Annotated in this window: 16 protein-coding genes; 13 read left to right on the top strand and 3 right to left on the bottom strand. The window is 50.6% G+C overall.

Translation table 11 applies throughout. The features are described 5' to 3' along the window. Positions 1–398: 398 nt before the first annotated feature. The 11 genes from EKM91_RS01630 to EKM91_RS01580 all read left to right on the top strand — a co-directional run bounded on the left by EKM91_RS01630 (position 399) and on the right by EKM91_RS01580 (position 11,599). Complete coding sequence (locus EKM91_RS01630; RefSeq protein ID WP_125748738.1) at positions 399–1,346, top strand: ABC transporter substrate-binding protein; 948 nt, start codon at positions 399–401, stop codon at positions 1,344–1,346. An 81-nt stretch (positions 1,347–1,427) separates the two neighbouring features. Further along, the gene (locus EKM91_RS01625) at positions 1,428–2,327 is read left to right on the top strand and encodes an ABC transporter permease (protein ID WP_125748735.1); all 900 of its coding nucleotides are present in this window, start codon (positions 1,428–1,430) and stop codon (positions 2,325–2,327) included. A gap of 2 nt (positions 2,328–2,329) precedes the next feature. Further along, positions 2,330–3,133 carry an ABC transporter ATP-binding protein gene (locus EKM91_RS01620; protein ID WP_125748732.1) on the top strand — a complete coding sequence of 268 codons (804 nt, stop codon included), beginning with the start codon at positions 2,330–2,332 and terminating at the stop codon, positions 3,131–3,133. Between the two features lie 142 nt (positions 3,134–3,275). After that, entirely contained in the window at positions 3,276–3,494 is a 219-nt protein-coding gene (locus EKM91_RS01615; RefSeq protein ID WP_125748728.1) for a DUF2829 domain-containing protein, read from the top strand. After that, positions 3,491–4,198, top strand: a complete 708-nt coding sequence (locus EKM91_RS01610; RefSeq protein ID WP_125748725.1) for a 3-oxoacyl-ACP reductase — start codon at positions 3,491–3,493, stop codon at positions 4,196–4,198. The genes EKM91_RS01615 and EKM91_RS01610 overlap by 4 nt, the downstream gene beginning before the upstream one ends. Positions 4,199–4,202: 4 nt before the next feature. Continuing rightward, a complete protein-coding gene (locus EKM91_RS01605; RefSeq protein ID WP_125748722.1) occupies positions 4,203–4,565 on the top strand; it encodes a hypothetical protein in 363 nt (120 codons plus the stop codon). Positions 4,566–4,849: 284 nt separating this feature from the next. After that, positions 4,850–5,350, top strand: coding sequence for a QueT transporter family protein (locus tag EKM91_RS01600; protein ID WP_125748719.1), 501 nt, complete (start codon positions 4,850–4,852; stop codon positions 5,348–5,350). A 145-nt stretch (positions 5,351–5,495) separates the two neighbouring features. After that, complete coding sequence (locus EKM91_RS01595) at positions 5,496–6,356, top strand: hypothetical protein (protein WP_125748716.1); 861 nt, start codon at positions 5,496–5,498, stop codon at positions 6,354–6,356. Between the two features lie 240 nt (positions 6,357–6,596). Continuing rightward, on the top strand, positions 6,597–8,681 hold the full coding sequence (locus tag EKM91_RS01590; RefSeq protein WP_125748713.1) for an AAA family ATPase: 2,085 nt from the start codon (positions 6,597–6,599) through the stop codon (positions 8,679–8,681). 140 nt (positions 8,682–8,821) lie between these two features. Then, positions 8,822–10,726, top strand: coding sequence for a fructose-1,6-bisphosphatase (locus tag EKM91_RS01585; RefSeq protein ID WP_125748709.1), 1,905 nt, complete (start codon positions 8,822–8,824; stop codon positions 10,724–10,726). A gap of 39 nt (positions 10,727–10,765) precedes the next feature. After that, complete coding sequence (locus EKM91_RS01580) at positions 10,766–11,599, top strand: YitT family protein (protein ID WP_125748705.1); 834 nt, start codon at positions 10,766–10,768, stop codon at positions 11,597–11,599. A 74-nt stretch (positions 11,600–11,673) separates the two neighbouring features. Here the strand turns inward: EKM91_RS01580 and EKM91_RS01575 are convergent, their stop codons facing one another. Next, complete coding sequence (locus EKM91_RS01575) at positions 11,674–12,696, bottom strand: branched-chain amino acid aminotransferase (RefSeq protein WP_125748703.1); 1,023 nt, start codon at positions 12,694–12,696, stop codon at positions 11,674–11,676. Positions 12,697–13,047: 351 nt separating this feature from the next. Between EKM91_RS01575 and EKM91_RS01570 the strand changes: the two genes are divergently transcribed. Further along, a complete protein-coding gene (locus tag EKM91_RS01570; RefSeq protein ID WP_125748700.1) occupies positions 13,048–13,401 on the top strand; it encodes an ArsR/SmtB family transcription factor in 354 nt (117 codons plus the stop codon). An 89-nt stretch (positions 13,402–13,490) separates the two neighbouring features. Here the strand turns inward: EKM91_RS01570 and EKM91_RS01565 are convergent, their stop codons facing one another. Both EKM91_RS01565 and EKM91_RS01560 read right to left on the bottom strand, forming a co-directional pair. Further along, a complete protein-coding gene (locus EKM91_RS01565; RefSeq protein WP_125748697.1) occupies positions 13,491–14,189 on the bottom strand; it encodes a VIT1/CCC1 transporter family protein in 699 nt (232 codons plus the stop codon). A gap of 13 nt (positions 14,190–14,202) precedes the next feature. Then, positions 14,203–14,871, bottom strand: coding sequence for a VIT1/CCC1 transporter family protein (locus EKM91_RS01560; protein WP_125748695.1), 669 nt, complete (start codon positions 14,869–14,871; stop codon positions 14,203–14,205). Positions 14,872–15,329: 458 nt separating this feature from the next. Here EKM91_RS01560 and tyrS point away from each other — a divergent pair, with 458 nt between their 5' ends. Continuing rightward, complete coding sequence (gene tyrS, locus EKM91_RS01555; protein ID WP_125748692.1) at positions 15,330–16,592, top strand: tyrosine--tRNA ligase; 1,263 nt, start codon at positions 15,330–15,332, stop codon at positions 16,590–16,592. Positions 16,593–16,675 lie beyond the last annotated feature (83 nt).

Raw genomic sequence — 16,675 nt, 5'->3', positions numbered from 1 at the left:
TACAACTGAATATCCTCCCTGAAAAAGTCGGTAGGTGAGAATACGGGGTTGACAGTCACATCTTCCCATAGTATTCTCATAAACATACCAGCGACGCTGGGCAAAGGAGTGTTGAACATGACATTAATGACACCAACACAACTGAACACAGTCTTTTTTACCGGCTTTTTCGGATAGCGGTTTGCATCATGGATGCAAGCCGCGGCTTGCATCCATGATGGCCGGTACCATTAAACGTGCGATCAATTGCCACATGGATGAACAGAATTTCTCCATGTGGCCTTTTCTTTTCCGGAAAAAATGAATGGCCAGCCACGTGGGGACCCCTCTGAACGTGACTGGCCTTTTGATTTGGCACCGTTGACAAATCAAGCATTTTATCTGGGAGGATATCACATATGAAGAAGTTATTGATCGGCCTTGGGGCCATTGCGATGTTGGGGTTAGCTGCTTGTGGCAAGCAAGCACAAGCCAAAGATGATACGGTCAAAGTCGGGATCTTACAATTGATCGACCAAACCGCGTTGACCGATGCGCGCCAAGGCTTTGAACAAGAGCTGAAGGCACAAGGTTATAGCGGCAAAAAAATCAAGATCGACTATGTGAATGCCCAAGGTGATCAAGCCAACTTAAAGACCATGAGTGAACAACTCAAAAAAGATCACAATGACGTCAATTTGGCCATTGCCACTCCGGCAGCGCAAGCCTTGCAAAAAGGCGATCCCGACACGCCAATGGTTTTCACCGCGGTGACCGATCCTAAAGCTGCCGGCATTGTTGATGATCCTAAAGCCCCAACCACGAATGCGACTGGGGTCGTGGATATGGTGGATATTCCCGCACAGATCCAATACATGCACAAACTGTTCCCCAAGGCCAAAACCGTGGGCATGCTCTACAACGCGGCTGAGCAAAACTCGATCGTGCAGATCAAAGCGGCCACAAAAGCCGCTAAGCAATTGGGGCTGAAGGTGGTCAAGCGCACCGTTGCTTCAACTAACGATGTCCAATCAGCCACGGAATCACTGGCCGGACAAGCGGAAGTGATCTATGTGCCAACGGATAATACCGTTGCTGCAGCGATGAGCACCGTCGGCAAAGTTTCCTTAGCCAAGCATGTGCCGGTGGTCCCAGCGGCTTCAACCATGGTCAAAGATGGCGGGGTGGCCACCATCGGGATCAATTACAAAGACTTAGGCAAACAAACTGCCAAGCTGGCGGTGAAAATCTTGAAAGGCAAGGCAGTCAAAAAACTTGCCGTTGAAGATCCTGCCAAAGTCACCGTGATCCGGAATCAAAAAATGATGAAGGCTTTTGACATCACCACTGCTGACACCAAGCAATGATCACCGCTTGGCTGTCGGCAAACACCGTTTTTCAATCACTGCCCGCGTTGTTGCGGACTGCCAAGAAGGAGTAATACCAACATGAGCATCTTAACCTCTAGTGTCTCACAAGGCTTGTTGTGGTCGATCATGGCGATCGGCGTCTACTTGACCTTCCGAATTTTGGATATCGCTGATATGACCGCTGAAGGGAGTTTTCCTTTAGGTGCGGCGATCACCGCGCATAACCTTGTGCACGGCGTTGATCCCATCCTAGCGACCTTATATGGGTTTTTAGGCGGGGCGCTAGCCGGCTTTGTCTCTGGCTTTTTGCACACAAAGTTAAAAATCCCTGATCTGTTGACTGGGATCTTGACGATGACCGGGTTGTATTCGGTCAACTTGTTCATCATGGGGCAGGCTAATTTGTCCTTGTTGAGTAATGTTAAAACAGTCTTCACGCTGTTTTCCACCGGCGATTCAACTTTAGATACCATCTTAGTCGGCGCGATCGTCTTAGCCATCGTGATCATCTTGTTGGTGTTATACTTCAATACCCAAATGGGACTGGCGGCGCGTGCTGTTGGGGATAACCAAGCCATGTCTGCGGCTAATGGGATCAACAACGACAACATGAAGATCATCGTCTACATGGTTAGTAACGGGTTGATCGCTTTGTCAGGCAGCTTAATGGCCCAAACCAATGGGTATGCGGATATTTCCATGGGGATCGGGACTTTGGTCATCGCCTTAGCCGCGATCATCATCGCCGAGATCTTGCTGCACAATCTCACGTTTGGCCAACGCTTGTTGACGATCATCGTAGGGGCGATCATTTACCGCTTGATCATCGCCGGGGTCTTGGAGCTTGGGGTCGATCCAAACGCCTTGCGCCTGTTCTACGCGTTGATGTTAGTCGTCTTCTTGTCGTTGCCATTGATCCAAAAAGAATTCAAAGTGGCCAAAGCACGGCGCGAGAATAAACAGCGGATGGGGGATTAATCATGCCAGCATTAGAAGTTAAAGATCTGCATCAATATTTTGCCCAAGGCACGGTCAATGAGAATCACGCGCTTAAAGGCATCAACTTGACCCTTGAAGAAGGCGATTTTGTCGCCATTATCGGCGGCAATGGCGCCGGTAAATCAACGCTGCTTAATTCTGTCGCCGGATCGTTGCCAGTCACCCATGGCCAAGTGAAGATCGCCAATAATGACGTGACTTATCAAAGTGTCGCCAAACGCGCTAAATTGATCTCACGAGTGTTCCAAGATCCCTTGTCCGGCACCGCACCGATGCTGACTGTCGAAGAAAACCTCAGCTTAGCCATGCAGCGCGGGACTTGGCGCAATTTTTGGAGCGCTGGGGTGCGCAAGTCAGACCGCAAGCTGTTTCAAGATAAGCTGGCAAGTTTGAATCTAGGGCTGGAAAACCGGCTCACCACTGAGATCGGGTTGCTGTCAGGCGGTCAGCGCCAGGCGATCACCTTGTTGATGGCCACGTTAAAAGCTCCTGAATTATTGCTGTTGGATGAACATACGGCGGCTTTAGACCCGCAAACCAGTGCGACGGTGATGCAGCTGACTGAACAGTTAGTCGCTGCCCAAAAGATCACCACGCTGATGATCACCCATGATATGCAAGATGCCTTGCGCTATGGCAATCGTTTGATCATGTTGGATCATGGCCAGATCGCCGTTGATATCCGCCAAGATCAAAAACAAGGCCTCACCGTGCCGGATCTGCTGCGCTTGTTCAAAGAACAAAGCGGCAATGAGCTCAACGATGATGCCGTCTTATTAAGCTAACACCCGAAAGGCTGAGCAGATGCTCGGCCTTTTTGATTGGGCCAGCACTTGTCAGTATCTGGGGGCGAATGTGGCCTGATCACTACCACCCAACGCGATAGTATGATAGGCTAAAACCTATGAAACGAAAGGAGGAATCGGATTGACTTTTGAAGCGATCTTACCCCAGCTCAAAGCCGGGGCCAAAGCCGTGCGCAGCGGCTGGGGCGGCGGTGAAGAATACATCACGCTGGTTGACCATCAAAACTACGAAGGCATTCCAGTCACCCCATATTTTTTGATCAAGGTGCAAGGGGAAGGCTTTAGTGTTTGGGAACCGACTGGCTGTGATGCGTTGGCCACCGACTGGCAACCAGTATGAGTGATTTCACCGGGCTAAAAGTTGCGGTCACCGGGGCTGCCAGCGGCATTGGGGCGGCCCAGGCGGCAAGTTTTGCCCAAGCCGGCGCCGACGTGCTGGCGGTTGATCAAGCCCTAGTGACTGCAGCCGGGCTGCAGCGATTACAAGCGGATATCACCGATCCAACGACAGCCGCAACGATCGCTGATTTTGCCCCTGACATTGTCTGCAACACAGCAGGGATCTTAGATGGGTACCGCACGGTCCAAGAAACCAGCTTAGCTGCTTGGGCACAAATCATCGCGGTTGATTTGACCAGTCAGTTCCAAGTGGTCAAAGCCGTGTTGCCAGGAATGTTGGCAAAAGGACATGGCGTTTTCGTCAATATGTCGTCGATCGCCGGATTAGTCGGTGGCGGCGGCGGGGTGGCTTATACCGCAGCCAAGCATGCGGTGATCGGCATGACCAAGCAACTGGATCTGGATTATGCCGCCCAAGGGATCCGCGCCAATGCGATCGCTCCTGGGGCGATCGATACGCCAATGAATGCCGCTGATTTTGCTGGGGATGGCCACATGGCACAGTGGGTCGCTGACCAAACACCGGCCAAACGTTGGGCCAAGCCTGAAGAAGTGGCTGCTTTGACCTTATTTTTGGCCAGTCCTGCAGCCGATTATATTCACGGCGCAGTTGTGCCGATCGATGGCGGCTGGTTGGAAAAATGAGGTCATGAAAATGATTCGTTATGCCCAATTACTCTTAGGGGTCATGGATATTTTGACCGGTTTGTCGCTATTTTGGCTGGCGTCTTTGACCGCCATGTTCAGCCATGCTTTAGGCGCCGCTGATCCGGTCAATTTTGTGGGCGTCGTTTCGGGGGCGCTGTTCATGCTTGCCGGGATCGTGTATGCCGCATTTTGGCAAAAGCAGCGGCGATCCGTGGAGTTAGCCACATTGCTGCTGCCTATAGCGGCTTGTGTCTTGGGGCTGGGTTTTCATGACTGCTATCAAGATTTGGCTATTCAAGGCGGCGTGTCGGTGCTGGTGACGGGTGTGATCTTATGGGTCAAGTATCGGCATAAGCGGCTGTAGGCAAAACCGCACAATGCCAGGCGCCCTTATCCACACCCCTAAATGCGCGGGGCAACGCTTTGTTTTATAGTCGAGCTGCGCACCGCAACGGGGTTGCAGCTAAGTGATCCCGGCACCGCACGGCTGCGCCGCACAATGCCAGGCGCCCTTATCCACCCCCCTAAAAGCGCGGTGCTCGCTCTGTTAAAAATTAAATGAGTTGGATTCGTTATCCGCTCACTGCGACACTTATGATCCTTTGGTCGCAGTTATCACTAACCGTCTGGTTATAAAGGAGAACATATATGCAAACCACAACTAATACACGCAGTTCATGGCTACACTTGACTCAGATCGCGATCATTGCCGGCATTTATGTCGTGCTGACAGTGGTTTTTGCCCCATTATCATACGGGGTCGTTCAAGTCAGGTTTTCGGAGATGTTGAATTACCTCGCTTTGTTTAAAAAGCGATATCTCTGGGCAGTGACACTGGGTGTTTTTATTGCCAATTGTTTTAGTCCCACGTGGCTGATCGACGTGCCAGTGGGGACGATCGGGACTTTGGTCTTTTTACTGCTGAGCCGGTGGTTAGCGGGTAAGACTAAGCGGCGCTGGTTGAAGTTTTTGATCATGGGGACGTTGTTTACCGCGTCGATGTTCACCGTCGCCGGCCAGTTGGCAATCGTTAATCATATCCCATTTTGGCCTAGTTACGCGTCGATCGCGTTAGGCGAAGCCATTTCCATGGGGATCGGGGCCGTGTTGATGCGCGGAGTCTTGGCCGTTTTGCCATTAGATAAATAATCATCACCAAAAGCGTCTGGGAGTCACGATCCGTCAATGGGATCGTCGCCCAGGCGTTTTTGTGGCGGCTTGCGATTTGAGTTTGATAGCTGTTGAACAGGCGCCTATAATCGCAATTAGTGTGATTAATGGAAGGCGGAAAAAGATGTTTAAACAAGGATTGATCGTCGGTGTCTTAGCTTTGGGATTGATCGGTTGTGGGGCAAAGCCGACCAGCCAAAAGCAGTCCCAATCGCAGTCACAATCGCAAGTGGCAAGCATATATTATCATCAATTAAGTGTGGCCCAGCAACATCAAGTAAGCTTTACCTTTAAAGCGATCGCAGACGAGACACAGGCACATGGCCATTATTTAGTGGATATGACCGTGGCCAATGACACGAATAAGCGCGTCGAATTCGATCAAAGCAAATTTCTTTTGAGCCCAGCTGTCGGCGCTGCACCGATCAAATCCACGAAAACAGGGACTTTGACGATCGCACCGAAGCAAAGAAAAACGGTGACTGGGTTGTTTGCCGCAACTGCCGCTAACTTTACCGGGGCGGGAGAATTTTGTTATCTAAATCGTGATTATCTATTAGCCTACAGTTTCCAAGCGGATAAAGCGGGAGGGGCCACGTCGAAGAATCGCACCGATCAAACGTTGATCGCGAAAAATCAAGCGGCTAAAGCCTCGACGCCGGCTGCTAGTGCGCCTGCTGCCAGTGCATCCAGTCAATCGTCTGCCGCCAGTGTGTCAAGCAGTCAGCCAGCGCCAGCTGCTTCTAGTCAGCCTGCGCAAGACAGCAGCAGTACGCCGGCACATGTGATCAATAGCGCCGATCAAGCCATAGCGATCGCGGCACCATTGCTGAACACTGCCGCCAGTGCCTTGCGTGCCAGACCAGTGGCTGATGGCTGGCAGGTCGGTCCCAAGATGACGTTTGCTGATGTGATCGTGCATTATGATGGGTCAGTGGTGACCGTCGGCGGTGCCGCTACTGGTCCGTCACGGCAATTAAACTGATTGGGATCTGGCCTTTGAAAAGGCATGCTAAAACGCGGCTGAGCGTTGGCCGCGTTTTTAATTTGCAAAAAATTAGCACTCTACTTGACAGAGTGCTAAAAGGGTGTGATAATATATTATGTAAACAAGAAGACCACAGCGGTCCGACCATAGCAAGGAAGCATCGCTGTCAGTCTGCGGTGCTTTTTTAGCGCCGTTGCATCAGGCTCACGTACCAGGTACGTGTTGGGAGGTATGAGTATGGCAACTTTTAACGATCCATTTTTCAATAATGGTATGGATGATTTCTTTGATCAATTGATGCATCACATGGATGGCAGCGGGCAAAGGCGGTATGTGGTCAATGGCCATGAGCTAACGCCTGAAGAAGTCGCGCAACTGCAAGCGCAACAAGGCCAGCAAGGCCACGATATTCCAGTGGCGACGCAAGCGCCAAAGCAAAAGAGCATTCTTGAAAAATTAGGGCGCAACTTGACGCAAGCGGCTAAAGACGGCTTGCTTGATCCGGTCATTGGCCGGGATCAAGAGATCCAAGAAACTGCAGAAGTCCTCAGCCGCCGGATCAAGAATAATCCGATCTTAGTCGGGGATGCAGGTGTGGGTAAAACCGCGATCGTTGAAGGGTTGGCCCAAGCGATCGTTGCCGGTAATGTGCCAGAAGCGTTGCGCGACAAGCAGATCTATTCGATCGATTTGGCCAATCTCGAAGCCGGGACACAATATCGCGGTGCGTTTGAACAAAACATCCAAGAGCTCGTGCAAGCAGTCAAAAAAGCAGGCAATGTGATCTTGTTCTTTGATGAGATCCACCAGATCCTTGGCGCCGGCGCTACCGGTGAAGGCGGCAGTAAAGGGTTGGCCGATATTATCAAGCCTGCTTTGTCGCGCGGCGATCTAACCGTGATCGGCGCCACGACGCAAGATGAATATCGCAACACGATCATGAAAGATACTGCGTTAGCACGGCGGTTTAATGATATTACTGTGAATGAACCTTCTCCAGAAACGACTTTGCAGATCTTACAAGGCTTGCGGAAGCTTTACGAACAACATCATCATGTGACGCTGCCAGACGCAGTGCTCAAAGCATGTATCGACTACTCTGTTCAGTATTTGCCGCAGCGGACGCTGCCGGATAAAGCGATCGACTTATTGGACATGACCGCAGCGCACTTAGCGGCAAAGCATCCAGTCGTGGACAAAGTGGCGTTAGATAAGCAGATCAAAGATTTGACCGCGCAAAAAGACGCCGCCGCTAAGCGGGAAGATTTTGAAAAAGCCGCGCAATTGAAACAAGAATTGGCGCAGGCTCAAAGCCGCTTGGATGACGATCATGATGACCAGCCAGTCACGGCTACGCCTAACGATGTCGCCCAAGCCGTGGAACGCTTGACCGGGATCCCGGTGGCGCAGCTCGGGGCTAATGACATCCAGCGGCTCCAAGGCATCGGCAAGCGCTTGCGCAACAAAGTGATCGGGCAAGATGAAGCCGTCAACATGGTGGCTAAGGCGATCCGGCGCAACCGTGCCGGCTTTGATGAAGGCGACCGGCCGATCGGCAGCTTCTTGTTTGTCGGGCCAACCGGCGTCGGCAAAACTGAACTGGCCAAGCAGTTAGCTTTGGACATGTTTGGCAATAAAGACGCGATCATTCGCTTGGATATGTCGGAATACAGTGATCGCACCGCGGTTTCCAAGTTGATCGGCACCAGTGCCGGGTATGTTGGCTATGAAGACAACGGCAATACCTTGACCGAAAAAGTCCGTCGCAATCCTTATGCGATCGTGTTGCTGGATGAAATCGAAAAAGCCGATCCGCAAGTGCTGACCTTACTGCTGCAAGTGCTGGATGACGGCCGCTTGACAGATGGGCAAGGTAATGTGGTCAACTTTAAGAATACGATCATTATTGCCACCTCCAACGCCGGCTTTGGCAATGAAGCTTTGACCGGGAAAAAAGATGCCGACACCGACTTGAAGACTAAGTTAGCACCATTCTTCCGTCCGGAATTTCTCAATCGCTTCGACGGGATCGTCGAATTCTCGCACTTGACCAAAGCTGACCTCGGCAAGATCGTCGACTTGATGCTGACAGCCGTGCAAACCACGCTTGAGAAGAAAAACATTTCGTTGACCGTCACCCAAGCGGCCAAGGAATGGCTGATCACCCAAGGTTATGACGAAGCCATGGGGGCGCGGCCATTGCGGCGGGTGATCGAACAAGCGATCCGTGATCAAGTCACAGACTTTTACTTGGAACATCAAGCCGTCAAGGCGTTGAAAGCAGATGTTGCCGACGACCATATCGTGATCACTGCGGCCTAAACTTAAAAAGGGACAGCTTTTTGGAGCTGTTCCTTTTTTATTTTGGTTAAGATACCGGTCGTAAACGTTTTCTTGAAGGCGTTTTTATGTTACGATAACCACAGTTTTACAAAATTGGTCTACCTGTATGGAGGGATTCGATGACAGACCCGACGGCACCTTACCAAACGATTCCAGAAATCACTACTGAACTGATCAACTTGACCGCGATCATGCACTTGCCTAAACCCACAGAGGCGTTTATGAGCGATATCCATGGAGAGTATAATGCGTTCCAACACGTCTTGAGAAACGGCAGCGGCAACGTTTTAGCCAAGATCCGCGAGTGCTTTCATGGCGAAATGACGGAAACGACGCTTAAAGAAGTGGCCTTTTTGGTTTACTACCCTAAAGAGCGGCTGCAAGCCCGGCACAAGCAGCTGCATGGAGATGAGTTGAATCAGTGGTATTTGACCACGGTGCAGCGATTGGTACGCTTATTGGCCTATACAGCGACGAAGTACACCCGCTCAAAAGTACGCAAAGCCATGGCGCCTGCATTTGTATACATCACAGAAGAACTGTTATACAACTCCGCAGATGATGCCGATAAGCTGGATTATTATTGGGCGATCATCAACAACTTGATCGCCTTAGGCCAAGTAGATGACTGGATCATTGCCACTGCAACGACCATTCAACATCTCACCGTTGATCATATCCATATCGTTGGGGATATCTACGATCGTGGTCCGGCGCCAGATCAGGTCATGGAAGCCTTGATCAAGCGGCAGCATGTCGATATCCAATGGGGCAACCACGACATCTTGTGGCTTGGCGGCGCTGCTGGGTCACCCTTATGCATCGCCAATTTGGTCCGGATCTGTGCCCGCTATAACAACTTGGGGATCCTTGAAGACCGTTATGGCATCAATTTACGGCATTTAGCGCGGCTGGCAGAACATTATTACCAAGATAATCCCGCTTTTCGGCCAAAAGGCGCCGATGCCATTTCTGCAGATGAACGCTTGGAGATCACCAAGATCCATCAAGCCATCGCCATCATTCAATTCAAGTTGGAAGGCCCCGTGATCAAACGGCGGCCTGAATTTGAAATGCAGCATCGCTTGATGCTGGATAAACTCAGCAATGATCGCAGCAGTATCTTTTGTCATGGACATCGCTATCCGATCGAAAACGGCTGTTTTCAAACCGTTGATGCCAGCGACCCTTACGCCTTGCTGCCGGAAGAAGCGCAGGTGATCGAGCAGCTGGTCAAAGCATTTACCCATTCGGAGAAACTGCATCGCCACATGGACTTTTTAGTCGCCAATGGGGGGATGTATCTGCGGTATAACCATAATCTATTGATCCATGGCTGTGTCCCAGTTGACGCTAATGGAGAATTCATCGGGTTGACCATCAATGGCACCACCTATGCCGGGCGGCAGTTGTTTGAAATGCTTGAAGCCAATTTGCGCTTAGCCTATGTCAATCCTAAAGAACAAGCTGATCTGGCCACGGATCTGTTGTGGTATTTGTGGACCGGTCCGCATTCCCCATTGTTTGGCAAGCATGATATGACCACGTTTGAGCGTTATTTCATCGCCGCGCCAGAAACGCATGAAGAACATCCCAACGCTTATTATCACCTACGGCATGAAGAAGGCTTTGTGCGCAAATTACTGACGGCATTTGCCTTAGATCCGGATCTTGGCCATGTGATCAATGGGCACACCCCAGTGAAAAAAGGCAAGTCGCCGATCATGGCCAACAAAAAGATGCTCGTGATCGATGGCGGGTTTTCGCGCCCGTATCAAAAAACGACAGGCATTGGCGGTTACACTTTGTTGGACAATTCATATGGGATGCAATTAGTGACGCATCAGCCATTCGTATCCAAGCAAGAAGCCTTGGCGCATTTAACCGATATCATTTCGACCAAGCGGGTGGTGGAAACTGAAGCCAAGCGGCGCACAGTGGCAGAAACCGATATTGGGGTCCAGTTGAATGCCCAGATCAAAACGTTAAAGGCGCGGTTGGCAGACCTACAAGGTATGGTATGATTATTGTATCGATAAGGATTCCATTAAAAGAGGTGACCTATGCAAAAATTTTTCCGTACGCCGCTTGGACGCGGCAGTTTGATGCTTCTGGCGTTAGGGTTGATCGCCGTCAGCATCAACTGGTTTTATGCCCCACATGGCGTCGCTGCCGGCGGGGCGACTGGGATCGCGATCTTGGTGCAAGAAGCCTTCCAAGTCCCAGTAGGGGTGACGACACTGGCCGTCAATGTCATCATGTTGGCGTTAGCCTGGTGGTTATTAGATCAAGCGACGACTCGGCGGATCTTGATCGGAAGCTTGGTGTTGCCCCTGATGTTAGCCGTGATCCCGCAAGTGCAGATCGTGTCTGATCGGCTGTTGGCCGTCATTGTCGGCAGCGTCTTGTTTGCCATTGGGGTCGCGATCAATTACCGCATCGACGCGTCTAGCGGTGGGACGACGGTGCCGCCATTGATCTTCAAGCGATATTTTGGCCTCAAGCCCGCCATCGGCTTGTTTGCGATCGACATGGTCGTGTGTGTGTTCAATATTTTCGTCTCAGGCGTTGAAGCATTCATTTTGGCCGTTTTGGCGATCGCGTTGACGAGCTTGGTGATGACTTATGTTGAAACTGGGTTTGACCGGAAAAAAGCCGTGTATATCATGAGCAGCGAGCTGGCGTTGATCAAAACAGCTATCCGTGATCAAAGCGACTATGGCCTGACGGTGCATTCGGTGGTTGGCGGGTATTCCGGCCAGGCGATGGAGATGTTGATGGTCGTGGTGGAGCAGCCTGACTTCAAGCACTTGATCGATAACGTGCATCGGTTAGATCCTGCTGCGTTTATCCTCGCTACGGAAGCCACGGAAGTGCATGGCGGCAGTTTAGGGTGAGTCGGGTCAACAACAGGCCACAAAAATAAGGTTGCGCAGCTGCGCAACCTTATTTTTGTGACGTGATCATCATGCTAGTCGATCGGGAAGATCCAGCCTTCTGGCGCCTTGACATCACCGAATTGGATCCCAGTAAGTTCGTCATAGATCTTTTGGGTCATTGGGCCAATTTCACCGTCACCAAAGGTATATTCATCGTCGCCATAAGTGATGCTCTTGATCGGTGTGATGACCGCAGCAGTCCCACAGGCACCGGCTTCGCTGAATTGATCCAAGTCGTGAATGGAGATCTGAGTTTCTTCAGTTTCTAACCCAAAACGGGTTTTAGCCAAGTCAAGGATCGAATACTTGGTGACACTAGGCAAGATCGAAGGGGACTTTGGCGTCAACAAACGCTTGCCGTCTTTGGTGATCCCAAAGAAGTTGGCACTGCCGACTTCTTCCAAGTATTCATGATGGATCGGATCCAAGTAGATCGCATCGCCATAGCCATGTTCATGAGCATACTTGCCGGCTTGTAAGCTGGCGGCATAGTTGCCGCCGACTTTGGCGCCGCCAGTACCAAAATGTGCTGCCCGGTCAAAGTTATCTGCCACCAAGAACTTAGTCGGCACCATGCCGCCTTTGAAGTATGAGCCAACAGGCATGGCAAAGATCGTAAACAGATATTCCTTGGCAGGAGAAACGCCAATATTTTCACCGATCCCAATCAAGATCGGGCGCAAGTATAAAGTTGCGCCGGTGCCATATGGCGGCACATATTCTTCATTGGCCTTGGCTACTTGCTTGGCGGCGTCGATAAACTTATCGACAGGCACTTGCGGCATCAACAATTTATCGGCAGAATTTTGCATCCGCTTAGCATTGCGATCGACTCGGAAGAGTTGGACCTTGCCTGATTTGGTCCGGTAAGCCTTCAAACCTTCAAAAGCCCCTTGGCCATAGTGCAAGATCGGTGAACTTTCGTTGATCGTCAGCATGTTGTTGTCGGTCAACTTGCCGTCATCCCACTGGCCGTCTTTCCAATAAGAAATATAGCGGTAAGGGAGATTCATGTATTCGAAGCCAAGATTGTTCCAATCAATATTAACTGTCATAAGTGATCCTCTTTTCAAGTATGTCGCATTACATTAGACAAATATTAAAATACAGTGAGGAATAATGCAAGGTAAATCGTTGAATTCTTCTGTAAATTTTACTCAAACGCCGAATCGGCGCTGTTTTAATGATAACGAAAACATTCTGTGAAAGCGAGCCAAAATTTACGAAATAGGTCACGCTTACAATGATCTAGTTAAGCGAATATACACGAATTAATGATGCACTACCAGATTATCCTAAATAAAAGTAAAAAAAATGAGTAGAATTTTGCAAATAATCCACCTTTTTCCCCTGATGTGCGGTAGACTAAGCGTAACGACACATCGCAAAACTTGGGAGGCGGGCGTATGGGAGATCAGTATTCGCAAGCGCAGGAAGCAGCATTAAAAGAATTTCAATCAGACATTGGCCATCTAAACGCACTGGCAAATCCAAATCGCCAGCGGTTGTTGATGATCTTGGGGACAATGCAAGAACCACATGGGTTAATGGTCAATGATCTGGCCAAGGCGATCGGGTTATCGCAACCGGCCACATCACATCATCTCAAAGCATTACGGGATATTGGGATGGTGGCATCGCATCAACAAGGCAATATTGTTTACTATTACTTAACGCTGAATGATACCATTGCACGGCTGGAACGCTTGACCAGTACCTTAAAGCGCCAAGCACACCATGAAGCCAAAAGGGTGGGCTAGGTCGGCAGCATCGCAATGCAAGTGTATTTAGCGGCATCGCAGGCAATCTAAAAGGGCAAGTCTTAAGACTTGCCCTTTTAGATTGCCATTTAGAGCACTTGCCCAATGCCATAGTGGATCGCCATGGTAATGATCCCGATGATCACGTTGCGCACGATCGCGGTTTTCACCAGGCCGTCGCCGAACTTGGCGGACAAAAAACCAGTTAAACAACTGGATAAGATCACTGCCAAAATGGTCCCTGGCCAAGCCCATATCCCTGGCAACAGCGTCATCGCGACTAGCGGGAAGATCCCGCCGCTGGCAGCGGCCACTAAGGATGAAAAAGCGGCATCCCAAGGATTCATGTAGTGGTCTTCTTCCAATTGGTACTTCACATTGATCACAGTGCCCAAGGCATCTTTAGCCAAAAGCTGATCTGCGATCTGCCCAGCAGTCGCGGTGCTGACGCCGCGTTGGATGTAATGATCGACCACCGCTTGGCGTTGTGCGGCATAGTCACTGGCTAAGAGCGCTTTTTCTTGGGCCACCACGGCTTTTTCGGTGTCTTTTTGCGAACTCACACTGGCGTATTCGCCGCTAGCCATCGAAAAAGCACAAGCCAGCAAGTCGGCTAACCCTGCGATGAAAATGGTGAAATGATCGGTCGTGGCAGCAGCCACTGAAAACAGCACCCCAACGACGGTCAAGATCCCGTCATTAGCCCCTAGCACCCCGGCGCGCAAGGTGTTGGCCCGCTCTGCCATGGTTTGCTTATTTTTTTTCTTCTTTAACGTTATCGTGGTCATAGCGAACCTTCTTTCAGCGAGCAAACAGCGAGCCGGCAAGATAGGTGACCAGCATCGTTAAGATTCCCGAAATGATGTTGCGCAGCATCGCGCGCCCGCGGTTGGCTTGGCCTAAAGCCGCTGCGGAATAGCCAGTGATCGCCAAAGCGATCACCACGGCGATCACCGTCGCCCAAATGCGGATCGCCGCTGGGAAGAAGGTGATCGCGACCAGCGGCAAGATCGATCCGATCGGAAAAGAGATCATTGACGCCATCGCTGCGGCGATCGCACTGGTTTTTTCGTGCGGATCAAAGCCATAACGCTCGCGCACGGCCACATTGATCGCATCGTGGCTAAGCATTTCATTGGTCGCTTTAGCCGCCAAGTCTGGTGAGATCCCAGTGGCAATGTACTTTTGTTGGATGAATTGAACTTCATTGGCGAAGTCATCATCCAAAACGCGGCTTTCTTGGATCACCGCGTTTTTTTCACTGTCGCGCTGTGTGTTGACTGAAACATATTCGCCCATCGCCATTGAGACGGTGCCGGCAAGCATGCCGGATAACCCTGATAGTAATATTGCATATCGATTGCTGGTCGCACCTGCGACCCCAATGACGATCCCTGCAACAGAAAGGATGCCGTCATTTGCCCCCATAACGCTGGCCCGCATCACATTGATCTTTTCTGCTAAGCTCATTGTGTGGCCTCCAAAACTAAATTATAACCATTCTAATCTAACAACGATTATTATAAGTCGCTGTTGGGTGAAAGTAAACCATCTCCTTAGGGGGAACGTTGCTGATCCCGCCTATTTCTTATTATACAGTGTCTTGCCGGGTAAAGAAGCTTGAAGTCGGCGCCTGCGCCATGATGATGATTGACAACAAGCAAGGTTGTGCTAAACTATTGCCAATAGCAACCAAGGGTCTAGTAGGGTTTGATACCGTGTTTCAGAAAGTTGGCGGTCGCTGCAAGCCAACCCGGGATCAAAGCTGAATTACAGCCTATCCATATTGGTGACGGGTGATGCCGCTATCCATCAACAAGAGATGGCTATGGCCATAAAACTGGGTGGTACCGCGGAAATTTCGTCCCTGTTCGCAATGCGAGCAGGGACTTTTTTTGTGGCTGGCCACATATTTAGGAGGAAGTACGATGACTGAAAATATTTTAGACGAACTCGCCTGGCGCGGGGCTTTGAATCAAATCACCGATGAAGCAGGTTTGCGCAAGCTGACTGACGAAAAACAAGTGGGGATCTACGTCGGCACTGATCCGACTGGCGATTCGCTGCACGTCGGGCATTTGATTCCGTTCATGATGCTCAAGCGGTTCCAGTTGATGGGCCACAAGCCGGTGATCTTGATCGGCGGCGGTACCGGATCGATCGGGGATCCTTCTGGCCGCAATTCCGAGCGGATCTTACAAACGATGGAAACGATCAACCATAATAAGGAAAAATTGACCGCCCAAATGGAACGGCTTTTTGGCCGGAACAATTTTCGGATCGTGGATAATTACACCTGGTTGAGCAAGCTGTCTATGCTGGATTTCTTGCGCGATTATGGGAAGCTTTTCCCAGTGAACCAAATGCTGGCCAAAGAAGTGGTGGCGTCGCGTTTGGAAAATGGGATCTCATACACCGAATTCACCTACCAGATCTTGCAATCCATCGATTTCTTGCAGCTGTTCAAGCATGAAGATGTGCAAGTGCAGCTGGGCGGCGCCGATCAATGGGGCAACATCACCGCAGGGATCGATTTGATCCATAAGGTCCAAGGCGCAGACGCCAAAGTCTATGGGTTGACCAACCCGTTAATGTTGAAAGCAGATGGGACGAAGTTTGGCAAGTCGGCTGGCGGTGCCGTTTGGTTAGATCCGGAAAAAACCAGCCCTTATGAGTTCTACCAGTTCTGGTTCAACCAAGATGATGCGGATGTGGAGAAATTCTTGAAGTTCTTCACCTTCCTTTCCAAAGCAGAAATCGCGGCGTTAGTCGCAGCCACAAAGACTCATCCGGAAAAGCGCGCTGCCCAACGGCGCTTGGCGCAAGAAGTGACAAAATTCGTCCATGGCCAAGCCGCCGTTGATCAAGCAGAAGCAATCAGTGCGGCATTGTTTTCTGGGGATGTCCAAGACTTGACGGCAGCAGAAATCGAACAAGGCTTCAAGCAATTTCCTGATACCACCGCGCCTAAGACGCCAGAAAATATCGTCACTTGGTTAGTGGATACCACGAAGATCGAATCGTCGCGTCGCCAAGCACGTGAAGACGTGCAAAACGGCGCCATCACGATCAATGGTGAAAAGCAGCGCGATTTGGACTTCGTCGTTGATCCTGCCAGTCACTTCGATGGTCAATTCGTGATCGTGCGGCGCGGCAAGAAGAAGTACTTCTTGGTGCGGGTGCAAAACTAATTTAACGTGAGATTTTCCAAGCACCTTTGGCAGGCACCTGAAAACCGCCGGCCAAAGGTGCTTTTGTGTGACCTTTTAAAACG

Source organism: Lacticaseibacillus baoqingensis (assembly GCF_003946165.1).
GTDB classification, from domain to species: domain Bacteria; phylum Bacillota; class Bacilli; order Lactobacillales; family Lactobacillaceae; genus Lacticaseibacillus; species Lacticaseibacillus baoqingensis.
The sequence above is the reverse complement of the archived record's forward strand: the minus strand, read 5'-3'. Positions and strand labels throughout refer to the sequence as shown.

Bases quoted from the DNA above. Each gene is read 5' to 3' on its own strand.
- EKM91_RS01620 (WP_125748732.1), top strand. From the start codon at position 2,330: ATGCCAGCATTAGAAGTTAAAGATCTGCATCAATATTTTGCCCAAGGC.
- EKM91_RS01605 (WP_125748722.1), top strand. From the start codon at position 4,203: ATGAAAATGATTCGTTATGCCCAATTACTCTTAGGGGTCATGGATATT.
- EKM91_RS01595 (WP_125748716.1), top strand. From the start codon at position 5,496: ATGTTTAAACAAGGATTGATCGTCGGTGTCTTAGCTTTGGGATTGATC.
- EKM91_RS01600 (WP_125748719.1), top strand. From the start codon at position 4,850: ATGCAAACCACAACTAATACACGCAGTTCATGGCTACACTTGACTCAG.
- EKM91_RS01625 (WP_125748735.1), top strand. From the start codon at position 1,428: ATGAGCATCTTAACCTCTAGTGTCTCACAAGGCTTGTTGTGGTCGATC.
- EKM91_RS01585 (WP_125748709.1), top strand. From the start codon at position 8,822: ATGACAGACCCGACGGCACCTTACCAAACGATTCCAGAAATCACTACT.
- EKM91_RS01580 (WP_125748705.1), top strand. From the start codon at position 10,766: ATGCAAAAATTTTTCCGTACGCCGCTTGGACGCGGCAGTTTGATGCTT.
- EKM91_RS01560 (WP_125748695.1), bottom strand. From the start codon at position 14,871: ATGAGCTTAGCAGAAAAGATCAATGTGATGCGGGCCAGCGTTATGGGG.
- EKM91_RS01610 (WP_125748725.1), top strand. From the start codon at position 3,491: ATGAGTGATTTCACCGGGCTAAAAGTTGCGGTCACCGGGGCTGCCAGC.
- EKM91_RS01565 (WP_125748697.1), bottom strand. From the start codon at position 14,189: ATGACCACGATAACGTTAAAGAAGAAAAAAAATAAGCAAACCATGGCA.
- EKM91_RS01570 (WP_125748700.1), top strand. From the start codon at position 13,048: ATGGGAGATCAGTATTCGCAAGCGCAGGAAGCAGCATTAAAAGAATTT.
- EKM91_RS01575 (WP_125748703.1), bottom strand. From the start codon at position 12,696: ATGACAGTTAATATTGATTGGAACAATCTTGGCTTCGAATACATGAAT.
- tyrS (WP_125748692.1), top strand. From the start codon at position 15,330: ATGACTGAAAATATTTTAGACGAACTCGCCTGGCGCGGGGCTTTGAAT.
- EKM91_RS01590 (WP_125748713.1), top strand. From the start codon at position 6,597: ATGGCAACTTTTAACGATCCATTTTTCAATAATGGTATGGATGATTTC.
- EKM91_RS01630 (WP_125748738.1), top strand. From the start codon at position 399: ATGAAGAAGTTATTGATCGGCCTTGGGGCCATTGCGATGTTGGGGTTA.